20 protein-coding genes are annotated in these 25,782 nt (G+C 73.7%); 8 read left to right on the top strand and 12 right to left on the bottom strand.

All coding sequences use genetic code 11. The features are described from left to right. Positions 1–28: 28 nt before the first annotated feature. Positions 29–745, bottom strand: a complete 717-nt coding sequence (locus WQO_RS29725; protein ID WP_010058308.1) for a rod shape-determining protein — start codon at positions 743–745, stop codon at positions 29–31. Between the two features lie 554 nt (positions 746–1,299). Beyond that, a complete protein-coding gene (ligA, locus tag WQO_RS29720; RefSeq protein ID WP_032747915.1) occupies positions 1,300–3,432 on the bottom strand; it encodes an NAD-dependent DNA ligase LigA in 2,133 nt (710 codons plus the stop codon). 215 nt (positions 3,433–3,647) lie between these two features. Here ligA and WQO_RS29715 point away from each other — a divergent pair, with 215 nt between their 5' ends. The 3 genes from WQO_RS29715 (at position 3,648) to WQO_RS29705 (ending at position 6,422) form a co-directional block, all read left to right on the top strand. Next, a complete protein-coding gene (locus WQO_RS29715; protein ID WP_010058310.1) occupies positions 3,648–4,586 on the top strand; it encodes a DUF1996 domain-containing protein in 939 nt (312 codons plus the stop codon). 107 nt (positions 4,587–4,693) lie between these two features. Next, positions 4,694–5,335 (top strand): DUF305 domain-containing protein, encoded by a 642-nt coding sequence (locus WQO_RS29710; protein ID WP_010058311.1) that lies wholly within the window; start codon positions 4,694–4,696, stop codon positions 5,333–5,335. A gap of 34 nt (positions 5,336–5,369) precedes the next feature. Then, the gene (locus WQO_RS29705) at positions 5,370–6,422 is read left to right on the top strand and encodes a LacI family DNA-binding transcriptional regulator (RefSeq protein WP_029182075.1); all 1,053 of its coding nucleotides are present in this window, start codon (positions 5,370–5,372) and stop codon (positions 6,420–6,422) included. Between the two features lie 57 nt (positions 6,423–6,479). Here WQO_RS29705 and WQO_RS29700 read toward each other — a convergent pair whose 3' ends face one another. Then, on the bottom strand, positions 6,480–8,726 hold the full coding sequence (locus WQO_RS29700; protein ID WP_010058314.1) for a phage holin family protein: 2,247 nt from the start codon (positions 8,724–8,726) through the stop codon (positions 6,480–6,482). 288 nt (positions 8,727–9,014) lie between these two features. Between WQO_RS29700 and WQO_RS29695 the strand changes: the two genes are divergently transcribed. Continuing rightward, positions 9,015–9,791 (top strand): MBL fold metallo-hydrolase, encoded by a 777-nt coding sequence (locus WQO_RS29695; protein ID WP_010058316.1) that lies wholly within the window; start codon positions 9,015–9,017, stop codon positions 9,789–9,791. Further along, entirely contained in the window at positions 9,788–10,426 is a 639-nt protein-coding gene (locus tag WQO_RS29690; RefSeq protein ID WP_010058318.1) for a DedA family protein, read from the top strand. The genes WQO_RS29695 and WQO_RS29690 overlap by 4 nt, the downstream gene beginning before the upstream one ends. Before the next feature lie 77 nt (positions 10,427–10,503). Here the strand turns inward: WQO_RS29690 and WQO_RS29685 are convergent, their stop codons facing one another. Then, on the bottom strand, positions 10,504–11,877 hold the full coding sequence (locus WQO_RS29685) for an aminotransferase class I/II-fold pyridoxal phosphate-dependent enzyme (RefSeq protein WP_029182076.1): 1,374 nt from the start codon (positions 11,875–11,877) through the stop codon (positions 10,504–10,506). A 293-nt stretch (positions 11,878–12,170) separates the two neighbouring features. On the opposite strand from WQO_RS29685, the gene WQO_RS29680 reads away from it, so the two are divergent. The 3 genes from WQO_RS29680 to WQO_RS29670 all read left to right on the top strand — a co-directional run bounded on the left by WQO_RS29680 (position 12,171) and on the right by WQO_RS29670 (position 15,042). Continuing rightward, positions 12,171–13,685, top strand: coding sequence for a bifunctional phosphatase PAP2/diacylglycerol kinase family protein (locus WQO_RS29680; protein WP_029182077.1), 1,515 nt, complete (start codon positions 12,171–12,173; stop codon positions 13,683–13,685). A gap of 124 nt (positions 13,686–13,809) precedes the next feature. Beyond that, positions 13,810–14,619: a methyltransferase domain-containing protein gene (locus WQO_RS29675; RefSeq protein ID WP_010058323.1), complete on the top strand. Its 810-nt coding sequence runs from the start codon at positions 13,810–13,812 to the stop codon at positions 14,617–14,619. Positions 14,620–14,688: 69 nt separating this feature from the next. Continuing rightward, entirely contained in the window at positions 14,689–15,042 is a 354-nt protein-coding gene (locus WQO_RS29670) for a VOC family protein (protein WP_003965046.1), read from the top strand. Positions 15,043–15,081: 39 nt separating this feature from the next. Here WQO_RS29670 and WQO_RS29665 read toward each other — a convergent pair whose 3' ends face one another. The 8 genes from WQO_RS29665 to WQO_RS29630 form a co-directional block, all read right to left on the bottom strand. Continuing rightward, positions 15,082–17,067 carry a DUF5107 domain-containing protein gene (locus tag WQO_RS29665; protein ID WP_058954145.1) on the bottom strand — a complete coding sequence of 662 codons (1,986 nt, stop codon included), beginning with the start codon at positions 17,065–17,067 and terminating at the stop codon, positions 15,082–15,084. Between the two features lie 144 nt (positions 17,068–17,211). Beyond that, positions 17,212–18,108 carry an arginase family protein gene (locus WQO_RS29660; protein ID WP_010058328.1) on the bottom strand — a complete coding sequence of 299 codons (897 nt, stop codon included), beginning with the start codon at positions 18,106–18,108 and terminating at the stop codon, positions 17,212–17,214. An 86-nt stretch (positions 18,109–18,194) separates the two neighbouring features. Then, complete coding sequence (locus WQO_RS29655) at positions 18,195–18,434, bottom strand: LapA family protein (RefSeq protein WP_010058330.1); 240 nt, start codon at positions 18,432–18,434, stop codon at positions 18,195–18,197. A 141-nt stretch (positions 18,435–18,575) separates the two neighbouring features. Continuing rightward, a complete protein-coding gene (locus WQO_RS29650) occupies positions 18,576–20,333 on the bottom strand; it encodes a CocE/NonD family hydrolase (RefSeq protein ID WP_058954144.1) in 1,758 nt (585 codons plus the stop codon). Between the two features lie 220 nt (positions 20,334–20,553). Then, entirely contained in the window at positions 20,554–21,516 is a 963-nt protein-coding gene (locus tag WQO_RS29645) for a S66 peptidase family protein (RefSeq protein ID WP_010058335.1), read from the bottom strand. Beyond that, on the bottom strand, positions 21,513–23,534 hold the full coding sequence (locus WQO_RS29640) for a S9 family peptidase (RefSeq protein WP_010058336.1): 2,022 nt from the start codon (positions 23,532–23,534) through the stop codon (positions 21,513–21,515). Before WQO_RS29640 ends, WQO_RS29645 begins: the two co-directional genes overlap by 4 nt. 29 nt (positions 23,535–23,563) lie before the next feature. Continuing rightward, complete coding sequence (locus tag WQO_RS29635) at positions 23,564–24,907, bottom strand: M20/M25/M40 family metallo-hydrolase (protein ID WP_010058337.1); 1,344 nt, start codon at positions 24,905–24,907, stop codon at positions 23,564–23,566. Next, on the bottom strand, positions 24,900–25,733 hold the full coding sequence (locus WQO_RS29630) for a M55 family metallopeptidase (RefSeq protein WP_010058338.1): 834 nt from the start codon (positions 25,731–25,733) through the stop codon (positions 24,900–24,902). The genes WQO_RS29635 and WQO_RS29630 overlap by 8 nt, the downstream gene beginning before the upstream one ends. Between the last annotated feature and the right edge of the window lie 49 nt (positions 25,734–25,782).

Raw genomic sequence — 25,782 nt, 5'->3', positions numbered from 1 at the left:
CGCACCCGGGGCCGTCCCCGGTACGGCGTCACCTCGGGTGGCCGGATCGCTCGGGCGGCGTCGGCCGGTGGCGGAGCACGGAGCTGAGGATCTGTCCGGCGCCCCGGACGACCGTGGTCGACGGGTCGTCGGCCAGCCGCACCCGGGTGCCGAGGCAGCGGGCGAGGTGATCGGTGACGTCGGACCGCAGCGCGCCGCCGCCCGCGAGCACGGGCCCCTTGCGCAGGGCTCCCCGGATCGCGCCGTGCCGGTCGTGCCGCCACATGGACGTGATCATGTCGAGCACCGTGCGGCCGAGGACAGTCGGGAGCATCGCCGGATCGAGGCCGTCGAGGTCGTCGAGTCCGCTCTCGGCCTGCCGGGCGTCGGCGACCAGGCCGCCCACGAGGAGCGTGACCTCGGTCAGTTCGGCTCCCATGTCGACGACGAGAAGGGGGCCCGTCTCCCTCGGTCCCGCATACGCGGCGGCTGCCCGGGCGCTGCTGAGGACCAGGACGCGCGTCGTCCCGAGACCGGCGAGCAGGGCGCGCGCGGCGGTGCGGTGTTCGGCGCCGGCGAGCACGGGGTGGCTGAGCACGATCACGCTGTCGCTGCGGTCGGGCCCCAGGGCCGCGTCGGCGATCCGGCCGAGCAGCCGGCCGCAGGACTCGGGGTCGACGATGCGCCCGCGCCGGACCGGTCGCTCGGCACCCCCGTCGGGGCCGGAGCCGGGCAACGGGTCGAGGAGCAGCCCCCGGCCGGGCACCCAGGCCCGGGTGCGGGAGCTGCCGAGGTCCAGGGCCAGTCCCCGCGCGACCGGGGCGCCGTTTCCCGCACCGTACTGAGGCCGTCGCTCGTGCTGGTGACGCGTCCGGAGATCGCCTCGGGAATCCCGGGAACGTCCCGCCCCGAACGCCCCGGCACCGCTTCCGTCACGAAGCGGTCCGGGGCCCTTCCCCCATGGGCCCGCCCCCGGGCGGAACGGCCCTCGCCGCTCGCCGGTTGCGGAAGTGATCGGGACGGCCGGAGCAGGAGTCGGAGCAGGCTCACGATGGGGCGCGGAGAGGACAGCGGCACTCAGGGCCGGAACGTTCCGGGCGGGTCCGGACCACGGGGAGACGGCGCGAGCCGGTCGCTGTCCGTCGTGCACAGAACGCATCGTCCCTCACCCCCGGTCGGCCGTCTCCGCCGCCCACGCACCCGTCGGCCCACTGATAGTGAGGCACGACCGAGCCCTCACTATGCAATACGGGGTGGTGGAACGCCACTTCCTCGCTGATTCACAGGCGCGCCGACACGCCCTGTGCGGCCGTCAACGGCTCAGGCGTCCTCCCTCGCCGCCAGGAACGCGCCGACCAGCTCCGCGAACTCCTCCGGCACCGCGATCCGGACCCCCAGGTCCTCCGCCTTGGTGCGCTTGGATCCGGCCTTGTCCCCGGCGACCAGCAGGCTCGTGCGCTTGGAGACGCTGGAGGACGACTTGCCGCCCGCTCGCTCGATCAGCTCGTTCATCTGGTTGCGCGACAGCTTCTCCAGCGCTCCGGACATCGCGCCCGTCACCACCACGGTCATCCCTGCCAGCGGCAGCGTGGAGCCGGTGCCGGCGTCACCGACGGCCTCCGCGCCTGCCCCTGCCGCCGCTTCCTCCTCCGTCCCGGGCTCCGGGGGCGGGGTGGCGCCCGGCTCGGTCATCGACACCCCGGCCGTGACGAGCTTGTCGATCAGCGGAGCGAGCTCCGCCAGCTCGGCAACCACCGCTGCGGCCTTCTCCTTGCCGATGCCGTCCACCCGCTGGAGCGTCTCGACGTCGGCGGCGACGATCCGGTCCATCGTGGCGAAATACCGGGCGATCCGGCGTGACATGGAGCGTCCCGTGCCCCGTACGCCCAAGGCGCAGAAGACCCGGGAGAGCGGCCGGGTACGGGCGGTCTCGATGGCCGCCAGGAGATTGTCCGTGGAGGTCTGGCCCATCCGGTCGAGGGCGAGCAACTGCTCGCGCTCCAGGGTGAAGAGATCGGCGAAGTCCGCGACGAGCCCCGCGTCGACGAGCTGGACGACCCGGGTGGCGCCGAGGCCCTCGATGTCGAGCTGGTCGCGGCCCGCCGCATACGAGACGGAGGCGACGAGACGGCAGTTGCGGCCCCGGGTGCAGCGCCAGCGCTGTTCGCTCGTGTCGATGTCGGAGCCGCACTGCGGACAGCTCTCGGGGAAGTCGATGGGCGTCTCGTCGCCGGTGCGCAGGTGGACGACGGGGGCCTCGATGCGCGGGATGATGTCGCCGGCCTTGTAGACCATGACCCGGTCCCCCAGCCGCAGGTCGCGCCGGGTGATGTCGGCCGGGTTGTGCAGGGTGGCGTACCCGACGGTGGAGCCGTCGATCACCACGGGCTCCAGGACGGCACGCGGCGCGATGATGCCCGTGCGCCCGACGTTCCACTCGACGGACAGCAGGCGGGTGATCTTCTCCACGGCGGGCAGCTTGTAGGCGATGGCCCAGCGGGGCGCGCGGGTGCCGGAGCCCGCCTCGCGCTGGTCGGCCGCCAGGTCGGCCTTGATCACGATCCCGTCGATGCCGAACGGCAGCGTCGCGCGCAGGGAGCCTATGGCGTCCACCCGCGCCTGGACCTCCTCGACCGTGGCGGCCAGGACCGGCGCGACGTCGGTGCCCGCGGCCGTGTGCACGCCGAGGCCGGCGACGTACGACAGGACCTCGCCGTGGGGCAGTTCGGCGAGGGTTTCGCCCAGCTCCCCGGAATCGGGCAGCGGCAGCGCGCCGTAGGCGAAGAAGGTCGTCTCCACCCGGTAGGCGCGGTCCTTGGCCCGCAGGGTGCCGGCCGCCCCGTTGCGCGGGTTGGCGAAGGGGGCGCCGCCGTGTTCCGTACGGATCGCGTTGCCCTGGTCGAACTGGTCGTTCGTCATGAGGATCTCGCCGCGCACCTCGATGGTGACCGGTTCGGCCAGCCGCTCCGGCAGTCCGACGACGGCGCCCGCCGCATGCGAGACGTCCTCGCCCGCCGTGCCGTCGCCCCGCGTGATGAGACGTTCGAACCGGCCGTCGCGGTAGCGCGCGGCGACCGCCAGGCCGTCGAGCTTCGGCTCGACGCTCCACGCGGTCACCGGTCTGCCGATGCGCCGCTCCAGCGAAGCGGTCCAGGTCGCGAACTGCTCGGCCGAGAACACGTTGTCCAGCGAGAGCATGGGAACCGTGTGCGGCACGTCGCCGACGGCGGCCCCGCCCGCGACCTTGCCGGTCGGCGAGGCGGCGAGCACCTCCTCCGGATGGTCCGCCTCGTAAGCGGCTATGCCGCGCGCCAGCCGGTCGTAGGCGTCGTCGTCCAACGCGCTCTCGCCCGTGGCGTAGTACGCGGCGGCGGCGACGGAGGCCTGTTCCACGGCGGCGGCGTAGGCGGCGGCATCGGCGAGCACAGCAGCTGAGTTCGTCATGGCCACCATTCTTCCGCCCACCACTGACAACGGCCCCGATCACCTTCCCGCCCCCCTTCAGGGAGAGCGCTCTCCCTCGCCATGGAATACAACTCGCCCTTCTTCGCGCTGATTTATCGAGCCTGCGCGATCCCTTGACATGCACAGGAGGCACTTCTACGTTCCTTCGAGAGAGCGCTCTCTGACTGACCCAGGAATCCCCCACTTCCCCGAACAGGAGTGCCGTGCTCTTCCGTCACCGACGCAACCCCGACCACCGCCGCCAACGGTCCCTGCCGCCCTGGCGGTACAGAATCGCCGGGCTCGCCGCGGCGGCCCTCGCCCTCTCCTTCCTCCAGAGCAACGTCGGCAACGCCGCGGGCGAGCGGGCCGCCGCCGACGCCGCGCCGAAGGCCGCCGCGGATGTCGTGCGGGTGGCCGAGTTCCTCGCCGAGTGCCCGTACACCCACCGGCTCCCCGACGACCCGATCGTCTTCCCCGGGCTGCCGGGCGCCTCCCACATGCACAGCTTCTTCGGCAACGACACCACGCACGCCGGCTCCGACCTGGCCTCCCTGGAGAAGGGCCGTACGTCGTGCTCCCCCGACACCGACCTGTCGTCGTACTGGGTGCCCACCCTCTACGACGGCGACAAGGAGGTGGAGCCCACCGGGACCACCTTCTACTACCTGGGCGAGGGCGTGCGCGACGACGTCATCCGCCAGATCAAGCCCTTCCCCCGGGGCCTGCGCATCGTGGCGGGCAACGCGAAGGCGACCGGCCCGCAGGACAACACGATCGCCCGCTGGTCGTGCCTGCACGCCGGTGAGGTGAACCCCTCGCAGAACTTCGTGAACTGTCCGCCCGGCACGATGATGGAGTCCTACCTGGACTTCCCGCAGTGCTGGAACGGTACGGACCTCGACTCCCCCGACCACAAGAGCCACATGGCGTACCCGGTGAACGGCGGCTGCCCGTCCACCCACCCGGTGCCGGTGCCCAAGCTCCGGCAGGTGCTGCGCTACCCGGTGAACGGTGACCCGGCCCGCTTCCGGCTGGCGTCCGGGCCCGGCTACACCATGCACGGCGACTTCTTCAACGTATGGCCGGAGGAGGAGATGGCGCAGCGCGTCCGCGACTGCATCAACGCAATCATCAAGTGCGGCTCCGACGGCAAGCCCTGACCGGCCGTCACCACCGCGCTCGACCCACCCCCCACGCACCACCGTGTCCGCCCCGGGGCGTCGGCTCCGGGGCGGAGACCCTCCCCCTCCCCGTACGAGGACACGCCATGAACCCCATCGACCTCACGCTTCCGCCGCTCCACCGGGCCGCCGCCCTCGTCCTGCTCGGCGCGCTGGCTGTCGGCGGCACGGCCGGCTGCTCCCCGGCGGCGGAGTCCACGCCCCGTACGGCACAGGCGCGCGAGTCCCCACCGGCCGGCACCCCCGCAGCCACCTCACTCTCCACCTCGACCGCCACCGATGTCGGCTGGGTCCAGCTGATGACTCCCATGAACCAGCAGGCCGTGAAGCTCCTGGCCCTGGCCGCCGAGCGGGCGGCCGAACCGCGGGTGCGTGACTTCGCGGTGCGGCTGCGCACCGGGCAGGAGGCCGAACTCGTCCGTCTGAGACGCCTGTTGACCCACTTGGGGCTGCCCGGGACCGATGTGCACGCGGGGCACGACATGCCCGGCATGGTGACGGCACGGGACCTGGCGGCGGCGCGCGCCGCCGAGGGGTCCGCCTTCGACCGGCTCGTCCTCGTCCAGATCCGGGACCATCTGCGGCAGTCCGCGCAGGTGTCGCGTTCCGAGATCACCTCGGGCGGCCGGGCGGACGCCCGCGAGCTGGCCGCCGCCCTCGTGACGGAGCGCGAGACGTCCCTCGCCGAGCTGGAACGGCTGCCGGGCGCGGTGCGGGCCCTCGGCTGAACAGGGCGGCCTGCCTGCGGGTATAAAGGGCTGCATGACAGCCGAAGTGCCGCAGCCCGTACGCCCCACGACCCTGGAGGACGTGGCGGCCGTGGCCGGTGTGTCACGGGCGACCGTGTCCCGGGTGATCAACGGGGCGACCACGGTGGACCCGGCCCTGCGCACCGTCGTCGAGCAGGCGGTGGCGACCACCGGCTATGTGCCCAACCGGGCCGCGCGCTCGCTGGTGACGCGGCGGACCGACTCGGTGGCCCTGGTGGTCTCCGAGCGGGAACGGCGGCCGATGTCCGAGCCGTTCGTCGGCCGGATGTTCTCCGACCCGTACTTCGGGCGGGTCGTCAGCGGGCTGCTGGAGGTGCTGCGCCCGGCGGGGATCCAGATGGTCGTGATGCTGGCCGACGACGAGGCGTCCCGCGGCCAGTTGCTCTCCTATCTGCGGCACGGCCATGTCGACGGGGTCGTGCTGATCACGACGCACGCCGACGACCCGCTGCCCGGGCTGCTCCAGGAGACCCGGATGCCCGCCGTCCTCGCGGGCCGTCCGCACAAGCCGTCGCCGCTGGCCTATGTGGAGGTGGACCAGCACGCCGGAGCGCGGCTGGCGGCCGATCACCTGGCCGCGCAGGGGCGGCGGCGCATCGGCACGATCACCGGACCGCAGGACATGCCCGCAGGCCAGGTCCGGCTCACCGGGTTCCTGGAGGCCTGCGCCGCCCACGGCATCGAGGACGTGGCCTGCGCCGAGGGGGACTTCACGCATCTGGGCGGGGCTGCGGCGATGCGCCGGCTGCTGGCGGACCGCCCGGATCTGGACGGGGTGTTCATCGCCTCCGACCTGATGGCGCTGGGGGCCCTGCCGGTGCTGCTCCGGGCCGGCCGCGACGTGCCGTCCGACGTCGCGGTGGTCGGCTTCGACGACAGCAGCGCCGCCGCGGCCTGCGACCCGCCGCTGACGACGGTCCGGCAGCCGGTGGAGGAGATGGCGGCGGAGATGGCCCGGTTGCTGCTGAAGCAGATCGGCGAGCCGGGCGGCCCGTCGCCCTCGGTGCTCTTCCCGGCGGCGCTGGTACGGCGGCAGTCGGCCTGAACCGCGAGGCCTCCCGGAGGGGCGAGCGGCCGGCGGGGCGGAGGCGCGAGCGCTCGGTCAGGCCCTCGTATCCGGCCTGTCCGGCACAGGAGCCTCCGTCGTCGCGGGAGTCCCCGTCGGCGCGGGAGTCCCCGGCGGCGTCGAGTTCTTCTCCGGGACCGGAGTGTCCGCCGGGAACGGCTCGTCCGCCCGGTCCGCCCCTGCGAAGCCCTCCGCGCGCACCGGGACCTGGGGGCCCGAGGACTCCTGAAGCCAGCGGGTGAGCACCCGGTGGACCGTTTCGGCGCCCACCAGACCGCCGCCCGGCGGCGGAGGCGCGCCTTCCGCGGTCTCGGCGGCCACGATGTCGAGGGGGTCCGTGAGTCCGCGCGGCCAGAGCAGGAAGGGCCGGGACTGTTCGCCGCCGAGGCCTCCGTGCGAGCCGATCTGCTCCTCGAAGGCGTGCACGGTCCCGGTGCCGGGGTCGTACATGGAGTTGACCATGACGTCGGCGACGTGCGGGAAGGTGTCCGTACGGCGTACGGCGTCGGCCGCCCCGATGTCGAAGCCCGCGAGCGGACCCTCGCCGTCCGTCAGTTCGGCGACCGGGACCTCGGCGCCGCCGTGCCCGAGGACCACGGAGCCGTCCTCCCCGCCGACGAGGAGGAAGCCGATCCCCGGGTGGTTGGCGAGCGTGGAGAGCAGCGCCGGGTGGCGGCGCTCGATGTGTTCGCGGGAGGCGCGGCCCTCGATGTCGGGGAAGGAGATGAGACCGAGGTTGCCGGAGGCCAGCACGATCGGGTCGGAGAGCTTGGCCGGGTGCTCGTCCTGCTGCCCCTCGACGGGCCGGTGCAGCGCGATGCGCACCGCGTCGCGGGCCTCGGAGGCGCTGCGGGTGCGCTGGGCCCGGCGGGGCACGGGCAGCCCGCAGCCCGCCCGGACGAGGTCCTTGAGCGTGAGCCCGTACTTCCCCGCGAAGGTCTCCCCGGGGCTCTGGCCGTGGTCGGAGAGGAGCACGATCCGGTAGGCGCGCGGGGTGTGGTCGGCGATCTTGGCGATCAGGGCGAGGGAGCGGTCGAGCCGTACGAGGACCTTCTCGGCATCGCGGCTGTGGGGTCCTGAGTGGTGGGCGACCTCGTCGTAGGCGACGAGGTCGGCGTAGACGGCGGTGCGTCCGGCGAACATGTCGCCGAGGACGGCGGCGACGACCACGTCGCGCTCCACGACGGTGGCGAAGGCGCGGATGAAGGGGTAGAGCCCGCCACGCTTGATCCGGGGGGTGACCTTCCGGGCGCGGGCCCGGGTCGACTGGCCGATCTCGCGGAGGACCTCGGCGACGAAGGAGAGGGCGGTACGGGTGGCGTTGGCCGGGTCGGAGAAGTAGGCGAAGTATCCGGCGCGCGAGCGGCGGCCCTTGCCGCGCCGGGCGGCCATGGAGAGCACCAGGGCGAGCTGGCCCGCGCCGCCGCTGAAGAGGTTGCCGCGGCTCGCCCCGTCGACGGTGAGGAGCCCGCCGTCGTGGGTGCGCCGGACGGCCCGCCGCTGCATTTCGAGGGCGCTCGCGGGGCGGCTGGAGACCATGACGGTGCGGGTCTCCTTCTCGTACCAGCGGAACGCGGGCACGTCGTGGTTGCTGCCGTGCAGGATGGCGAGCTGGCTGGCGCCGGTCTGGCTGGACCAGTCGGTACGCCACGGGGTGAGGCGGTGTCCGGAGGAGTCGGCGAGCCATCGGGCGACGGTCGGCATGAGACCGGCGGCCGCCGCCTTGACCAGGACGTCGTGGCCGACGCCGTCGAGCTGGAGGAAGACCGTGCCGGGCGGCCCGTCGCGGCCGGGCTCGGCCGGATCCGGCGATCTGCCGCGTCTGCGCCGCCGGTCGGCGAGCCGGGACAGCCGGCGGCGGTAGGCCTCGTCGTCGCGGACGGCGAGGGCGGTGGAGGTGGCGGAGGCGACGGCGGACATCACGGCGGCGACGACGACCGCGGTCTCCGGCGCGGCGTCACCGCGCCCGTCCGGGATCAGGCGCAGCGCTATCAGCAGCAGCGAACCGTTGAGGAAGAAGACCAGTGCGCCGAGGACCAAGGCGGGCACGATGAGCAGGGCCCGGACGAGGACGGGCCACACCAGGGCGGAGAGCAGGCCGAACGCGCCCGCGCCCCAGGCCGCGGTGAACGCCGTCCTGGTGATCGTGTCGCCGTCGTCGGACTGGAGCTGGAAGTCGGGCAGGGCGCCGGCCAGCACGAGCAGGGTGACGGTCGACACGGCCCAGACCGCGATCACGCGCATCAGGGTCCTGCCCGCCGTACGCCACTTCCCGTCACCCACGCCGGTCCACCTCACGCCCTCTCCGCCCCCGGGCCCGGTGCGTCCGGGGCCCGCCCTTCAGCTTTTCACAGGGTCGCTCCCGGTCAGCGGCTTCGGCGACAGGACCAGGGCCCGGCGCGACGGTACGGGGGGCGCATAGGCTCGTACCGGCAGCGCACCCGGTCACGGGCCACGCGGGCGGTACACCGGGGCGCGGGGATCGGACGAGGACCGGACGGGGGCAGGATGAGGACCGACCGGAGCCGGGCAGGAACCGGACGGGGATCGAGCGAGGAGGCGGACGGGCCGGTGGAGGTCACCTGGTGGGGTCATGCCACCTGCACGATCGAGGACTCGGGGGTGCGGGTGCTGACCGACCCCCTGTTCGTACGGCGCTTCGCGCATCTGCGCCGCCGCCGGGGCGAGGTGCCGCCGCCGGAGGCCGCGGTCGCCGAGGTGGTGCTGGTATCCCATCTGCACTCGGACCATCTCCATCTGCCGTCGCTGGCCCGCCTCGCCCCCGGCAGCCGGCTGATCGTGCCGAGCGGCGCGGTGGCGGCCGTACCGGGGCTGCGGATGTTGCGGCGGGTGCGGCAGCTGCGCATCACCGAGGTGCGGCCGGGTGACACGGTGCGGATCGGCGAGGTGCGGGTACGGGCGGTCCCCGCGCTGCACGACGGGCGGCGGCTGCCGGTCGGACCGCACCGGTCGCCCGCGCTCGGCTATGTCGTCGAGGGCGAGGCCCGGACGTACTTCGCCGGGGACACCGGGCTCTTCGACGCGATGGCCGACGAGGTGGGTCCCGTGGACGTGGCGCTGCTGCCGGTCGGCGGGTGGGGGCCCTATCTGGGGCACAGCCATCTGGACCCGGTCCGGGCCGCCGAGGCGCTGACCCGGCTCGCGCCCCGGTCGGCGGTGCCGGTGCACTACGGGACGTACTGGCCGATCGGCCTGGACGCGGTGCGGCCGCACGAGTTCCACGCACCGGGCGACGAGTTCGTCCGGCATGCGGCGAAGCAGGCGCCGGAGGTGGCCGTGCATCTGCTGGGGCACGGCGAGCGGGTCAGACCGGAGGCCGGCCGGTGATCCAGGAGATCCAACAGGTGGTGCGGGAGCTGCCCACCGAGTCGACCCAGCAGGCGGTCGGCTATCCGACGCTGTTCGCCCTGGTGTCGCTGGGGTCTCTGGTGCCCGTGGTGCCGACGGGGGCTCTGGTGAGTTCGGCTGCGGTGGTGGCCTTCCACCAGACGTCACCGCTCGCGCTGCTCTTCGTGTTCCTGGTGGCGTCGTCCGCCGCGTTCCTCGGGGACATCTGCCTGTACTGGCTGGGGCAGCGCGGGGTGCGGTCGAATCACGGCTCGAAGTGGCTGGCGGCGATAACCCGCCGGGCCGCGCCGGAGCGGCTGGCCCAGGCGCAGGAGAAGCTGGCGGAGCACGGCGGAACCGTGCTGGTGCTGTCCCGGCTGGTGCCGGCCGGGCGGATCCCGGTGATGCTGGCGTGTCTGCTGGGCCGGATGCCTCTGCGGCAGTTCGCCCGGGGCGATGTTCCGGCGTGCCTGGCGTGGGCGGCGACGTACCAGCTGATCGGGATCCTGGGCGGTTCGCTGTTCCCGGAGCCGTGGCAGGGGGTGGTCGCGGCGGTCGCCCTGACGCTGCTGATCAGCGGGGCACCGGCGGTGTGGCGGAGGCTGCGGGCGCGGTTCGGGCCCGCGTCCTCGTAGCCGTCCTCGGCGGCCGTGACCCATAGCCGTACTCGGCGCGGCCGTACGCAGCGCAGCCGTACGCAGCGCAGCCGTAGTCAGCGCAGTTCGGCGAAGACCGCCGCGAAGCCGTCCAGGGCCTGTGCAACGTGCGGGAGCTCCAGAGGCTTCGCCGCGGCGAGGGACTCCGTCTGCTGCTGCGGCGTGGCCCCCAGCAGGGGACCCGTGCCCAGGCGTACGCGCAGGGCGCCGAGCTCGTCCCCGAAGCGGTGTCCGCCCGGGGCCGGTGCGCCGAGCCGGTCGGTGAGGTACTCCTCCAGCTCCATGGAGTCCGTGACGCCCAGGCCCGCCAGCCGGGAGCGGAGCGGGCCGAGGTCGGCGTAGAGGTGGCGGCCCGCCTGCGGGGGGCGGGCCAGCGCGCCGGAGCCGAGGACCGCGCGGTGGGCGGCTGCGGCGACCTCGGTCTGGAGCGCGGCGGCCCGCAGGATCCGGTCGCGTACGGAGTCGGGCTCGCCCAGGGCGTGCGCGGCGGCGTGGGCGACCGGACCGGCGACGAGGGCGCCGAGTGCGGTGAGGATGTCCAGGGTGCGGGCGTGCCGGACGGCGGCGCGGGGGGTGTCGGGGAAGCGGGCGACGGCGACCGGCCAGGCGGCGGGTGCGAGGGCTCCGGACAGGTCGGCGATCACCGTGACATCGTCCGGGCACATCTCGGCCGGGCTGAGCAGGACGGTGTCGCGCGGGCGGTGCACGGTGTCGCGCCAGGTCTCGTCGCTGATGATGTGCAGTCCCTCGTCGACGGCCGCCTCGCACGCCTCACGTACCAGCTCGGGCGGGGCGACGGTGGCGGTGGGGTCGTCCACGACGGACAGCAGCAGCAGTTTCGGCCGCCCGCCCTCCGCACGGACCCGGCGGACGGTCTCCAGCAGGGCGTACGGGTCGGGGATGCCGCCGCATTCGGCCGGGGTGGGCACGTGGTAGGCGGGGCGGCCCAGCAGCCGGGCCTGCGGCATCCAGGCGGCGGGGCAGGGGCGCGGCATGAGGACGTCGCCGCCGTGTGCGCCGATGAGGGCCAGCAGGAGCGGCTGGGCCCCGGGGGCGGCGGCGATCCCGCCCGCCGTGCCGTGCAGCCCCCGCCGGTCCCAGTAGCGCCGGGCCGCCTCCCGCAGGACCGGCCCGCCGCCGGGAGGCTCGGGCCGGGTCCGGGCCGAGGCGGCGGCGAGCACGGCGGCCAGCTCGGGAAGGACGGGCAGCCCAGGGTCGGGGGCGGGCGGCCCGTACCGGACGGGGCCGTGATCCTCGTGCGGGCGGGCGGCGGCCGGGTGACCGGGCCGGTGGGCCAGGTCACCCGGGGCGCGGGCTGCGTCCTGCCCGCCGGCCGGATCCTGCCCGGGCGCAACGCCCTCAGGCCCCCGAGCCGCGTCCGGCGCAGCGGCCCGCTCCCCCGCCGGGCCGGCGTCCTCGGTCCCCTGCATCCGGGCCTCCTTCGCCGCTCGCCGACTCGCCCCGTGCCCGGGGTCCGGGTGCCCGGGCAGACGGTCTCCGGCTTCTTCGGCTTCTTCGGCTTCTTCGGCTTCTTCGGCTTCTTCGGCTTCCTTGGCTTCCTTGGCTTCTTTATACGGAGGTTCCGGACGGCCCGCCCGCCCAATCGCGCGCCCGCGCCGGGGGCGTCACCGCGTCGGCCGTTCCGCCGGTCGGTGGTGGCGCGTGGCCGGAGTCTCAGCGCGCCTGCTGGTTCAGCGTGGCCCCGGCGGGTATTCGCTGACCCATGGCAACACCGCGAACCTCACCCACCGCTTCCTCCGCCCCCGCCGTCGCCCGGATGCGCGGCTGGCTGCAGGGGCGCGACCTGGCCGTCTTCCGGAGCGTCGCGGACCGGCACTGGCCGGGGGCCGATCCGCTGCTGCCCCGGCTGAGCCGGAGCGCCAACCACGGGCTGCTCTGGTTCGGGACGGCGGCCGGGATCGCCGTCCTCGGCAGCAGCGCGCGGTCGCGCCGGGCCGCGCTGCGCGGGGTGGCGTCCCTCGCCGTGGCCTCGGCGGCGATCAACACGGTCGGCAAGGGCGCGGTGCGCCGTGACCGGCCGATCCTGGACGCGGTGCCGGTGATGCGGCAGCTCAAGCGGCAGCCGGTCACCACCTCCTTCCCCTCCGGCCACGCGGCGTCGGCGGCCGCCTTCGCCACCGGGGTGGCCCTGGAGTCCAAGGGCTGGGGCGCGGTCGTGGCCCCGGTCGCGGCGGCCGTGGCGGCCTCCCGCGTCTACACCGGGGTGCACTATCCGAGCGATGTACTCGCGGGCGCGGCGCTGGGCATAGGAGCCGCGTTCGCCCTGCGCGGGGTCGTCCCCACCCGGGGCCAGCTGCCCGCTCCCGGCCGCCCGCCCGGCGAGGCCCCCGCGCTGCCCGCGGGCCAGGGCCTCGTCGTCGTCGTGAACCGGGAGTCGGGCACGGCCACCGCGACCGCCTCGCTGGTGCGCGACATGCTGCCGATGGCCACCGTCATGGAGGTCGCACCCGCCGATCTGCCGGCCGCCTTCGCCGACGCGGCGGACCAGGGCCGGGCCCTGGGCGTCTGCGGGGGCGACGGCACGGTGAACCTGGCGGCCTCCGTGGCCGCGACGCACGGGATGCCCCTGGCGGTCTTCCCCGGTGGCACGCTCAACCACTTCGCCTACGACCTGGGCATCGAGACCGTCCACGACACCGCCACCGCGCTCACGGCGGGCGATGCCATCCGGGTGGACCTCGGCCGCTTCCGGCCGGGACCCAAGGGCCCGGACGGAGCCGACGGCTACTTCCTCAACGCCTTCTCGCTGGGGGTGTACCCGGAACTGGTGAACACCCGGGAACACTGGTCGCCGCGGATCGGCGGCTGGCCCGCGGGCGTGCTCGCCGCGTTCCAGGTGCTGCGCGGCCAGCGCCCGCTGGAGGCCGAGTTCCAGGGCCGCAGGCGTCCGTTGTGGCTGGTCTTCGTCGGCAACGGGCTCTTCCGGCGCGTGGGTCCCAACCCGGGCCGTCGCCACAACCTGGCCGACGGGCTGCTGGACGTCCGGGTCATCCACGGCGGCCGCGGGCCGGCGCTGCGGTTGCTGGCGGCGGCGGTGGCGGGTCCGCTGACCCGTTCCCCCGTCCACGCCGCGGTGCGGCGGCGCCGGGTCCGGATCGGTGGACTGGCGCCGGGGACTTCGTACGCGTACGACGGCGAAGTGGCCCACTCCGGAACGGAACTGATGATCGACAAGCTGCCGGAGGCGCTGACGGTCTACTGCCCGATGCCGGTCTGACACGCCAAGGACTCCAGTCCGTATAGCGAGACGCCTATCTCACGATCCGACATTGCGGCGTACGGTGGTTCCGTCGCCGCGCTCCTCGGCGCGGGTTTCCGGGAAAGGGAGAGGGCGTCACGCCATGCCGAAGGACACCGCCGTGTACACGCACGGCCATCACGAGTCCGTCCTGCGCTCGCACCGCTGGCGGACCGCCGCCAACTCGGCCGCCTATCTCCTCGACGAACTCCGTCCCGGCCTGGCCGTGTTGGACGTCGGCTGCGGCCCCGGGACCATCACCGCCGATCTGGCCGCACTGGTCGCGCCGGGCCGGGTGACCGCGGTGGACGCCGCCACCGACATCCTGGGCCAGGCCGCCGCGGTGGCGGACGAACGGGGCCTGGAGAACGTCGAGTTCGCCGTGGCCGACGTGCACGCCCTGGAGTTCCCCGACGACTCCTTCGACGTGGTCCACGCCCACCAGGTGCTCCAGCACGTGGGCGACCCGGTCCAGGCGCTGCGCGAGATGCGGCGGGTCTGCCGGCCCGGCGGTGTGGTCGCGGCCAGGGACAGCGACTACGCGGCGATGACCTGGTATCCGGAGACACCCGGCCTCGACACCTGGCTGGACGTGTACGGGCGGGTGGCGCGTGGCAACGGCGGCGAGCCCGACGCCGGCCGCCGCCTCCTCTCCTGGGCGCGGCAGGCCGGGTTCACCGACATCACCCCGACCGCCGCCGCCTGGTGTTTCGCCACTCCGGAGAGCCGCGCCTGGTGGAGCGGCCTGTGGGCGGACCGTACGACGGACTCGGTCTACGCCGAGCTGGCGGTGGCGGGCGGCCATGCGAGCGCCGGGCAGCTCACGGAGATCTCCGGGGCGTGGCGCTCCTGGGGCGTGGAGGGCGACGGCTGGTTCATGGTCCCGCATGGTGAGGTGCTGTGCCGGGTGTGAGGTGAAGCGGGGCTCCGGCCGGCCCGGAATCGATCACACCGGTCCCGGCGGCCAACTACCCTCGTACGCATGGAGATCCTCGGAACCACGCTGCGTATCTGCGTCGACGACCTGGAGGCCGCGGTGGCCTTCTACGAGGGGCTGACCGGCACGTCGGCCCTGCGCTTCGAGCGCGGTGGGGTGTCGGTGGCCGCGATCGGCTGCTTCCTGCTGATGAGCGGGCCGGAGTCGGAGCTGGAGGTGCTGCGGAAGGTGGGGGCGACCATCGCCGTCAAGGACGTCGACGAGGCGAATGAGGCGCTGACCCGGGCGGGCGCGCGGGTCATCGCGGGGCCGGTGCCGACCCCGGCGGGCCGCAACCTCATCGCGCTGCACCCGGACGGCTCGGTCTTCGAGTACGTGGACCGCAACGTCACCGTCTGAATCACCGGAACCGGCCGACCGGCCGCCCGGGCGCGTTGTTCACGCCCCCGGCGGGCTCATGCGGAAGTCGTAGGCGTCCGGCAGCGGTTCGTCACTGACCAGCGCCCACAGCTCGCCGAGGATGCCGGCCCCTTCGCGCAGGTCGGCGACCTCGAATCCGGCGTCGAAGATCGCGCGGGCCGCCCCCGTGTCGCCCTCGGCGACCAGGGCCCGGGCCAGGAGCAGCCGGAAGCGTCCGCGCTCCCGTACCGCCTCGGGCAGCCCCGCGAGCAGCGCCCGGGCCTCCCCGGGCCGGCCTGCGGACAGGTGCGCCTCGACGGTCTCGCGGGCCAGGGCGACGAGGAGCGCCCCGCCCGCTTCCGACGCGGCGAGGTCCCTCGTACCCGGGGCACCGAGGTCCGCGAAGGCCTCGGCGTACAGCTCGGCGGCGTGGTCCGGCCTGCCGCTCTCCTCGGCGGCGACGGCGAGGCAGCGCAGCAGGGGCCAGCTCGGTACGGGACCCTTCTCCAGCCCGCGTTCCCAGCTGCGGACCGCCTGGGCCCGGTCGTCGGCGTGCCACTGCGCGATGCCGAGGTGGTACTCGGTGTGCGGGTCGGCGTCGGCGGTCTCCAGCATGTCGCGCCAGGGCCGTGAGACCGGGGTCGGGCAGGGCGGTTCCTCCGGGTCCGGCTTCGGCAGGATGCCGTGCTCCAGCAACTCCCGCCAGGGCTTCTGCTGTTCACCGAGGGTGGCGGTGGGGAACGGGGTTCCGGGCAGCCGGAGTCCGCCCCTCAGCACCTCCAGCGCGCCCCAGCCGGACCCGGTCGCGAGCACCTCTCCCGGTTCGGTGTCGGCGTACGGCAGCCAGGCCGCGTACGCCTCCTCCACCGCCGCGCGCGGCAGGGCCTCCTCCAGCCGTGCGGCGGCCTCCCCCGTGGCGGCCGCCCAGTCGCCGCCGTGCACGGCGGCCGGGTCGGCGGAGAGCGGACCGTAGGACTCCAGCCAGCTGAACGCGGCGCCCGGTTCGAGGGGGACGTGTTCCAGTTGGGTGCGGGCGAGACCGGCCTGGATCTCCGCGTAGCCGCCTCCCTCGGGGCCGTTCAGCCACTCCTGCCAGCGGCGGCCGCCCTTCCCGTGGCCCCAGCGGAACAGCTTGCGGCCGCGCAGCAGGTCCGTGGAGGTCTGGGCGAGCCCGTGGCCGTCCGCGTCCAGCGCGGCGATCCAGCGCCGGGCGCCGTCGGGCAGCTCGTAGAAGTGGTCGGCGGGGTACTCGGAGCGCAGCGGATAGGTGTGGTCGAGGCCGCCCGACTCCGGGACGGCGACCCGGGTGAGGGTGTGGTCGTAGCCGAAGTGCCAGGCCTCGTCGGCCGGGACCAGGGCCCGGGTGTCCGGCGTCTCGGGGACGGCGATGTTGGACCACCAGTAGACGGGTGCGCTCTGTTCGTGCGGGTTGCGTATCCGTACGCCGACGTGCAGGAAGTCGGAGTCGTCGGGGAGCCAGAGGTCCACCTGGAAGGGCAGGTCGCGCAGCCGCTCCCACTCCCAGAGCCGCACCATCGTCCCGCCGTCGGGGGCGGGCACCAGCGCGGCGTGCAGAGGTGCGCAGGTCAGGGTGGTGTGGCCGGTGGCGCCGATGTTCCACTCGATCCCGCCGGAGAACCAGGCCCCGTTGAGGGCGAAGGCGGCGGGCTGGAGGACCGGGTTGCGGTGGAGCAGTTCGCGGCCGGTGGGCTTGTGGTGCAGGGAGTGGATCCGGCCGCCGAGTCCGGGGAGTACGGTGATGCGCAGCCGGTCGTTCTCGATGACGACGGCGTCGAGATCGGCGGGGATGCGCTCGCGCCCGTAGCCGTCGAGCAGCCGGGTGGGCAGGAGGGTGCGCAGCGGCCGGTGGCCCAGTTGCCGGGCCATGTCGCGGGGCAGGCCCGCGCGTTCACGGGGGTCGAGCACGGGTGGCGGGGCGGGCGTCCGCAGGGGCGGGAGCGGATTCTCCGGCCCGAGCGGCGCTGCGGGCAGGTTCAGCACGGTACGTCGTACGGTCGTGGCCAAAGCACCCTCGTTCCCTCGCGACGGGCCGCCGCAGGTCCGGGCGCCCCCGGTGACCATGGAACACGCAGGTGGCCGGGTGGGCCAGAGTCCCGTCGGTCAGACTTGCGCACACTCGGAGGCCGCCCGCATCCGGTGACCGGCTTCTCACGCCTCCTTCAGCGCGCCGACGACGAGGTCGGCGAGCAGCGCGCCCGCCGTGCCGTCCGGGTCGAGATCGGGGTCGTAGATGGTGACGTTGAGCCCGACGCAGCGCGGGGAGGAGACCAGCGTCCGCAGCAGCGGGGCGAGTTCGTCCGGGAGGAGGCCGCCGTCGTCCGGGCTGTCGACGGCGGGCATGACGCTCGGGTCCAGGACATCGGCGTCCAGGTGGACCCAGAAGCCGTCGAGGGCGGGCGTCTCCAGGCTCTCCACGGTGGCCCGCGCGAGTTCGACCGCTCCCCGCTCGCGGATCTGGCCGACGGTGGCGTTGGGGATCTCCAGCGCGGCCAGTTCGGCCTGGTCCTCGTCCTCGTCGCGCATGCCGAAGAGGCGGACATCCTCGTCCTTGAGGTAGGGGCCGAGCCCCTCGATGTCACTGAGGTCCGCCTGTCCCCGGCCGGTGGCGAAGGCCAGCTCCTCGCCGCCCGCCGCGCCGATCCGGTCGCTGTTGCCGGTGTGCCGGAAGTCGGCGGATCCGTCGACGGCGGCGAGACCGTACCGGCCGATGCGGCGCAGGGCGAGGGCCGCGCCGAGCTGGATGGAGCAGTCGCCGCCGAGGACGAGGGCGAACTCACCGGCCCGTACGTGCCCTTCGATGCGGTCGGCGAGGGTGTGGGTGTAGCGGGCGATGGCGGCGGCGTTGAACACCCCGTCGCCCTCCTGCCAGTGGCCGAGGTCGTAGCGCGGCGGCACCACGACGCCGCCTTCGAGTGCGCCGAGGCGGGCCACGATCCGTTGCTCGCGCAGCGCGCCGGCCAGCTTGTAGCAGCCCGGTACGGTCCCGGGAGCCGGAGGCCGCAGGCCGAGGTTGGACGGGGCGTCGAGGACCACGATCGTACGCATGCGGATCATCCTCGCCGCGGTGGCGCACACCCCTCAAGCGGTGTCGCCGACAGCGTGCGGAGTCTGGAACGGTCGTGAGCCCGTCGTCACTTCCCCCGGCGGCGGAAGAGGTAGCCGCCGCAGCCGAGCCCGATCAGGAACATGGCGGCCAGCGCGGACCACAGCGGCATCGTCACCTCAGGGATCAGCACCCGGATGGTGACGTCGTCGGTGTTCACGCAGATGAACACGATGACGAGCACGACTACCACGCCGACCGCGATGCGCCCCGGAGTGAGCCACCCCTGGGCACGCCCGCTGTCGCTCGATACGTCCTTGGGGCTCATGGTCCGGCCCTTCCGCTCGTTGCTCACCCGTCCGGCCCGCCGTCGTGCACGCGGCCGCCCCCCGGGGTTCCAGCATGAGCGGTTGCCGGGCCCGGGGGGCGGTGCTGTTGCGCCGTTCGGGTGAACGGGCGGGTGGGGGCCTCAGCCCGCCGGGACCACCGGGAGCTCCAGTACGCCGGTGTCCTCGGGGGCGTGCAGGACGGTGACGGGCTTGATGCCCCGGTTGCCGAAGTACGCGGTGTCGCTGGCGGCGATCGCGAACTCCAGGCGGTGCCCCTTCTCGTACCGGTGGACGATGCCGGGCAGCTCGACCGTGAAGGGCCGGGTGACGTCGGGGACCCGCACCGGGGAGACGAGCCGGTTCACCAGCTTCCGGCTGCCGTCGGGGGCGACGTCGTAGACCTTGGCGAACAGGACGAGCTTGTCGGAGGCGTCGCCGCTGTTCTGGACCCGCTCCGCCTTCGGCGAGACGACCTTGAGGGTGGCCTTCGGCGCGCCGACGACGTCGAGGGGTGCGGTGAGGGGTTCGCTGCGCCAGCCGAGGTAGGTGCCCTTCGTGTCGTACGGCTTCGGGTCGGGCAGTCCGATCAGCGGGGCGATGGAGCTCTCGGAGTGGCTGGTGGGCACGAGCCAGTTGGTGTATTGGCGGCTGCCGCGCGCGACCTTGGAGCGGTTGTCGACGAGTTTGCCGTCGCCGGAGAGGTAGAGGGACTGCGAGAGGGCGGGGACGCCGGCGGCGGTGCCGTAGCCGCTCTGCCAGTCGCGGTAGTAGGAGAAAGCGGGTCCGGTGTCGGCGCCCGTGTTCTTGTGGAGGTAGCGGTCGAACCAGGCCAGCACCCGCTGTCCGACGTGGCTGGTCTCCAGGTTGCCCTGGCTCAGGTCGAGTTCGCCGGGGACCTGGCCGCCGCTGTGCCCCCAGGACTGCCAGATCATCTTGGTCTCGGTGCCCTGCGCCTTGAGCGTCCGGTAGGTGGCGGTGGCCTCGTTGAGGTTGAAGAGGCTGTCGGCCTGGCCCTGGACGATGAGGGTGGGGGCCTTGACCCGGTCGAGGTAGGAGACGGGCGAGACGCTGCGCGCGTACGCGAGCATCTCCTGCGCCTTGTCGGCCGGGTAGCGGCCGGAGTTGAGCAGCCGGATCGTATCGCAGGCGCGGGTGGCGAAGTGCAGGCAGTCGAGACGGTTGATCCGGGAGGGGTCCAGGCTCGGATTGAGAAGCGGCTGCCCTTCGCCGATCAGATAGAAGCCGTTGGCCCACTGCCACTTGAAGACGCCGGGGGTGTCGGAGGTGACACCGGTGCGCGCCCCGGTGTTGTTGGGGGCGAGGGCGTAGCCGAGGTCGTTCCAGGTGATCAGGGGGACGAGGGCGTCGACGCGGGGGTCGACGGCGGCGGTAGCCAGCTGGATCGCGCCGCCGTAGGAGCCGCCGATCATGCCGACGCGCGGGTCGCCGTCGGCGTCCCGGGTGACGTAGTCGGCCTTCGTCCCGTCGTCGGCTGCGCGAACTCCCCCGAGGAAGTCGAGGAGTTCGCTCGCCGCCTGCCCGTCGACGGCGGGGTCGTCGAGGCTGATCAGACAGCCGGACTTGCCGAAGCCGAGGCCGGAGTAGACGAGGCCGACATAGCCGCGTTCGGCGAAGGCCTTGCCGATGGCGTCGGTGGAGCCGTCGGACTTGCTGCCGCCGAAGCCGTTGGTGGCGAGGACGGCGGGGGCCGGGTTGTCGGCGTCGGCCCCGGCGGGCCGGTAGAGATCGGCGTCCACCGTGCAGGTACGGTCGCCCGCCTCGACGGTGAACGTCAGCGGGGTGACGGTGTACGGGGCGGCGTCGGCCCGGGCCGGGCCGGCGAGGACGAGGGGGGCGACGAGGGCCGCCCCGGCGACCGCGACGAGCGGGCCGCGCACTCTGGAAACAGCACCTGACACGAAGACCTCCACACCGAGGACACCTTACCGACCGGTAAGTATTGGTCGCGCTCATGCTGTGACACAGCTCATAGCCGTGTCAACGCATCGGACAGCGGTTCTTGACGGATGTTCACGTTCCCCGCGCGAAACACACAGGCTCGCGCCCGGGCACCGGAGGCGGTGCGGGCGCGGATCGGGGAGGAGAGGCCGAGGAGGCTCAGAGGAGGGCGGGCACCTGGACGGTGAGCGTGCAACGCCCGCCGTCCGCCGGTGCGTCGAGCACCGCGGGCAGACCCAGGGGAATCGTCAGCGCGGTCGCCCCGTGGCCGAACCCCAGCTCCTCGACCACGGGTATGCCCAGCGGGCCGAACCGGTCGGCGAGCACGGCGCGGATCTTCTCGTACGGGCCGCACTCCTGCCAGGAGCCGCAGGCCACTCCGGCGACCCCGGTCAGGGCGCCGGAGCGCAGGAGCCGGGTGAGGATGCCGTCGAGCCGGTAGGGCTCCTCCCCGGTGTCCTCGATCACCAGCAGATTACCCCGGGCGTGGGACCGGCCGCCCGGAGTGCCGGTGTCGGCGGCCAGGAGGCTGACGCATCCGCCGTAGAGGACGCCTTCGGCCCCGCCGGGGACCAGGGCCCCGGCCGATGTGAGGCCGAGGGTGCGTACGGTCTCCGGCTCGAAGAGGGTGGCGCGCAGGTGCTCGCGGGTCGGCGCGTCCTTGAGGAACGTCTCGGTGGCGACCATCGGTCCGTGCAGGGTGGCGAACCCGGCCCGCAGGGCGAACGCCTCGTGCAGCACGGTGATGTCGCTGTAGCCGACGAACACCTTGGGCCCGGAGGCCCGGATCGCCGCCCAGTCGACGAGGTCGACCATCCGGTGTGCGCCGAAGCCGCCCCGGGCGCAGAGCACGGCCTCCACGGACGGGTCGCACCACGCGGCCTGAAGGTCCGCCGCCCGGTCCGCGTCCGTCCCCGCGAGGTATTCCAACTCCGGGTGCGTGGAGCGGACATGCGGCCCGACGACGGGTTCGAGGCCCCAGTCGCGCAGGACGGCGAGGCCTTCCTCCAGCCGGTCGGCGGGGACCGGTCCGCTGGGCGCGACGACGGCGACCCGGGAGCCGGGACGCAGCCGGGCCGGCCGGGCGAGCGGGGTGGCCGGGCCGGGGTCCTGGCGGGTCATGTGGTCAGCTCCAGGGGCGGTACGTCGGGCCGGTCGATGCCGAATGTCTGTGCGTAGAGGGAGAGTTCGGCCTCCAGTGCGCGGATCAGCGTCTCCACACGCCGGAATCCGTGGCTCTCCCCGGCGAAGGCGACGTAGGCGTGGGCGATGCCCCGACCGGCCACGGCGGCGAGGAACCGCTCGCTCTGGGCGGGCGGGCAGATCACGTCGTCGAGGCCCTGGAGCAGCAGGAACGGGGTGTTCAGCCGGTCGGTGCGGTTCATCGGGGAACGTTCCCGGTAGCGCTCGGGCACCTCGGCGAACGGGCCGACGAGCGACTCCAGATACCGCGATTCGAAGTCGTGGGTCTCGTCGGTGGCCCACCCTTCGAGGTCCAGGATCGGGTAGAGGATCGTCCCGCAGGCGTAGAGGTCGGTGCTGGTCAGGGAGGCGGCGGTGGTCCAGCCGCCCGCGCTGCCGCCCCGGATCGCGAGCCGGTCCGGATCGGCGGCGCCCTCCTCGACCAGGGCCGAGGCGACGGCCGCGCAGTCCGCCACGTCGACCAGGCCCCAGGCGCCGCGGAGCCGTTCGCGGTAAGCGCGTCCGTAGCCGGTGGAGCCGCCGTAGTTCACCTCGGCGACGCCGATGCCGCGCGAGGTGAAGTAGGCGATCTCCAGGTCGAGGACGAGCGGGGAGTGGCCGGTGGGACCGCCGTGCGCCCAGACGACGTACGGGGGCTTCTCGCCCTTGGGTCCTGTGTGTTCTGGGTGGTGCGGCGGGTGGATGTGGGCGTGGATCTCGCGGCCGTCGGGACCGGTGAAGGTCCGCTGCTCGGGCGCCGGGTAGTACGCGGGGTCCACCGCGTCCCGGTGGGGTGCGCCGATGGCGCGGCTGCGTCCGGTCGTGGTGTCCAGCTCGACGACCTCGGGCGCGCTGCGGGGGCTCGCCGCGACGCCGACGACCCGGCTGCCGTGCACGGTGAGCGTGTCGGACCAGGCGGTCCAGGGGCCCGGGGCGTCGGCGAGTTCGCCGGTCTCCGGGTCGAGGACGCCGAGGCGGTGGTCGCCCTTGCCGTGCAGGACGGCGATCAGCCCGTTGTCCAGCGGGTGGAACCAGCGCAGCCCGATCTTCCAGAGCGGTCCGCCGAACTCCTCGCCCCTGGGCGGCAGGAGGCGGCTGCTGGGGACCACGCCGCCCGCGACGGCGTCGGGGCGGATGCGCTGCAGCTCCCACCAGCCGGAGAGGTCGGAGACGAACAGGAGGCTGCCGTCGCGGTCCCACTCCACCTGGCAGACCGATTCGTCGAGGTCCCCGACGAGCGGCCGGACCCCGGTGAATTCGCCCGCTTCGGTGATGTCGGCCAGCATGACCACCGTGCCGTCCCAGGGCATCGCCGGGTGGTCCCAGGCGATCCAGGCGGCCCGCCGCCCGTGGTGGGAGACCTTGGGTCCGGTGACGAACCGGTGCCGGTCGTCGGAGAGTTCACGGACCGCCGTGCGGTCGTCGGCCGCCGAGCCGTCCAGCGGTACGGCGGCGACGACCCGTCGCACATCGGTGGGGGCGGGTCCGGTGAACTCCTCCAGCACGCACCAGACTTCGCCCGCAGCGCCCTGCTCCGGGCGCACCTGCGGGTCCACCCAGCGCAGCCCGCCGCCGACCTCGGAGAGGGGGGTGAGCGGCCAGGGATCCTCCGGCCCGTCGGGGGCGTAGGCGTAGAGCCGCTGGTCCGTGAAGTGCACGAACACCACGAGGAGTTCGCCGTCCGCTCGGACCGTTCCGGCCCAGGGCTGTCCGCCGTACTCGATCACCCGGCTGCGGGCGTTCCAGGGGGCTGGCAGCGCGGGTGCGGTGGTGCCGTCCGCGCGGCGGCGGATCAGCGCGCGGCGGCCGCCCTCGGCGGGGCGCGGCTCGGTCCACCAGAGCTCGTCGCCGACGGTGCCGAGGTGGTCGGGCCGGCCGTCGTGCGAGGCGGCGAGCGCCGCGTCGATCGGCGACGGCCAGGTGCCGTACGGCGCTGCTGCTGCGGGCACGGTGTTCACGTAGGTCGTTCCCCCCGGGGACAGGTCGGTCAGGCCGTGCGCAGGTAGTGGTCGAGGACGCGGACGCCGAAGTGGAGGGCGTCGACGGGGACACGCTCGTCGACGCCGTGGAAGAGCCGCTGGTAGTCGAAGCCGGCGGGCAGCTTCAGCGGGGTGAAACCGTAGCCGGTGATGCCGAGCCGGGAGAACTGCTTGGCGTCGGTGCCGCCCGACATGCAGTACGGGACGGTGTGCGCGCCCGGGTCGAACCGCTCGACGGCGGCCCGCAGCTTGGCGTACGTCGGTGAGTCGACCGGGGCCGTCAGAGCCTCCTCGCGGTGGTAGAACTCCCAGTCGACGAGCGGGCCGGTGAGCCGGTCCAGGGTGGCGTGGAACTCCTCGTCGCCGCCCGGGACCGTCCGGCCGTCGATGAAGGCGGAGGCGTGACCGGGGATGACGTTGACCTTGTAACCGGCTTCCAGCATCGTCGGGTTGCTGCTGTTGCGGACGGTGTTCTCGACGAGGGAAGCGGCCGGGCCGAGCTTGCCGAGGAGCTGGGCGACGTCGAAGCCGGGGTCGTCGAGGTCGGCGGTGATGCCGTGCAGGGCGGCGATCTCGGTGATCGCGGCCCGGACGGTCGGGGTGAGGCGGATGGGCCACTCGTGCTCGCCGATCCGGGCGACGGCGGCGGCCAGCGCGCTCACCGCGTTCTCCCGGTTGACCTTGGAGCCGTGCCCGGCCCGGCCCTCGGCGGTCAGCTTCAGCCAGCCGGTGCCGCGCTCGCCCGCCGCGATCGGGTACAGCGAGAGGCCGTCGCCCGCGTGGAAGGTGAAGGCCCCGGACTCGCTGATCCCCTCCGTACAGCCCTCGAACAGGTCGGCGTGCTGCTCGGTGAGGAAGCCGGAGCCGTCGGCGGCGCTGTCCTCCTCGTCGGCGGTGTAGGCGATGACGATGTCGCGCGCCGGGCGGAAGCCCTCGCGGGCCCAGTTCCGTACGACGGAGAGGACCATCGCGTCCATGTTCTTCATGTCGACGGCGCCCCTCCCCCAGACGACCCCGTCGCGCACCTCGCCGGAGAACGGGTGCACGGTCCAGTCGGCGGGTTCGGCGGGCACCACGTCCAGGTGACCGTGGACGAGCAGCGCGTCGGCCGAGGGGTCGGTGCCGGGGATCCGGGCGACCACGTTGGTCCGACCGGGGGTGCGCTCCAGCAGCGTCGGCTCGATCCCGGCGTCGGCGAGCCGCTCGGCGACGTACTCGGCGGCCGGGCGCTCACGGCAGTCGCCGCCGCCCCGGTTGGTGGTGTCGATCCGGATCAGCCCGGAGGTGAACGCCACCACTTCGTCGAGGGCCTGCCGGTCCACGGGTCCGAGCAGGTCGGGGGCCTCAGCCATACTGTTCCTCCACAGCGGCCGACACGATCGTCGTCACCGCCTTGAACGTGCGAATTCCTTCGTACATCGTCGCGCTGGTGTACGCGACGCGCCTCTCGCCGCTCGGCGCCACGCCGGGGACGACGGTCGCCGCCGCCGCCAGATGCTCGGCGTCGAACTCCAGCTCGACGGTGAACGTCTTCCCGGCGACGGGGTCCCGACGCCCCGCGAGCGCGGTGGCCGCATTCGCCGCCGCCCTGATGTCGGCGGCGGTACGGGCCGGGGTACGGCAGACGGCCGCGTACCGGGAGACGTAGTCCTTCACGGCGACCTTCCGGGCGCCGGGGGCATACCCTTCGGCGTCCACGCAGGTCAGGTCGTCGCCGGTGACGAGGACGACGGGCACCCCGTACTCGGCGGCGACGTGCGCGTTGAGCAGGCCCTCACTGGCCCGTACGCCGTCGAGCCAGACGCCGGTGATGGAGTTGGCGAGGTAGGTGTGGGCGAGGACGCCCTCCGTACCGGCCCCCGTGTGGTAGCCGACGAAGGCCACCGCGTCCACGTCGCCGTGCTGGATGCCCTCCACCATGGACAGCGACTTGTGCTTGCCGGTCAGCATCTGGACCCGTTCGTCCATGTGCTCCAGCAGCAGATTGCGCATCGACCAGTGGGCCTCGTTCACCAGGACCTCGTCGGCGCCGCCGTCGTAGAAGCCGAGCGCGGCGGCGTTCACGTCCGAGGTGAACATCGACCGGCAGCGCTCCCACTGCGGGGTCCCCGGCAGCACGTCGGCCGGCCAGGTGACTCCGGTGGCGCCTTCCATGTCGGCGCTGATGAGGATCTTCATGCAGCCACACCGTACGCCCCGTGAGCGACGCGGGCCAGGGAGGGGCGGG

This window comes from Streptomyces globisporus C-1027, from assembly GCF_000261345.2.
Classification (GTDB): domain Bacteria; phylum Actinomycetota; class Actinomycetes; order Streptomycetales; family Streptomycetaceae; genus Streptomyces; species Streptomyces pakalii.
This window is presented reverse-complemented; position numbering and strand designations above follow the sequence as displayed.

Bases quoted from the DNA above. Each gene is read 5' to 3' on its own strand.
- WQO_RS29645 (WP_010058335.1), bottom strand. From the start codon at position 21,516: ATGACCCGCCAGGACCCCGGCCCGGCCACCCCGCTCGCCCGGCCGGCC.
- WQO_RS29675 (WP_010058323.1), top strand. From the start codon at position 13,810: ATGCCGAAGGACACCGCCGTGTACACGCACGGCCATCACGAGTCCGTC.
- WQO_RS29660 (WP_010058328.1), bottom strand. From the start codon at position 18,108: ATGCGTACGATCGTGGTCCTCGACGCCCCGTCCAACCTCGGCCTGCGG.
- WQO_RS29635 (WP_010058337.1), bottom strand. From the start codon at position 24,907: ATGGCTGAGGCCCCCGACCTGCTCGGACCCGTGGACCGGCAGGCCCTC.
- WQO_RS29705 (WP_029182075.1), top strand. From the start codon at position 5,370: ATGACAGCCGAAGTGCCGCAGCCCGTACGCCCCACGACCCTGGAGGAC.
- WQO_RS29655 (WP_010058330.1), bottom strand. From the start codon at position 18,434: ATGAGCCCCAAGGACGTATCGAGCGACAGCGGGCGTGCCCAGGGGTGG.
- ligA (WP_032747915.1), bottom strand. From the start codon at position 3,432: ATGGTGGCCATGACGAACTCAGCTGCTGTGCTCGCCGATGCCGCCGCC.
- WQO_RS29710 (WP_010058311.1), top strand. From the start codon at position 4,694: ATGAACCCCATCGACCTCACGCTTCCGCCGCTCCACCGGGCCGCCGCC.
- WQO_RS29670 (WP_003965046.1), top strand. From the start codon at position 14,689: ATGGAGATCCTCGGAACCACGCTGCGTATCTGCGTCGACGACCTGGAG.
- WQO_RS29630 (WP_010058338.1), bottom strand. From the start codon at position 25,733: ATGAAGATCCTCATCAGCGCCGACATGGAAGGCGCCACCGGAGTCACC.
- WQO_RS29680 (WP_029182077.1), top strand. From the start codon at position 12,171: ATGGCAACACCGCGAACCTCACCCACCGCTTCCTCCGCCCCCGCCGTC.
- WQO_RS29685 (WP_029182076.1), bottom strand. From the start codon at position 11,877: ATGCAGGGGACCGAGGACGCCGGCCCGGCGGGGGAGCGGGCCGCTGCG.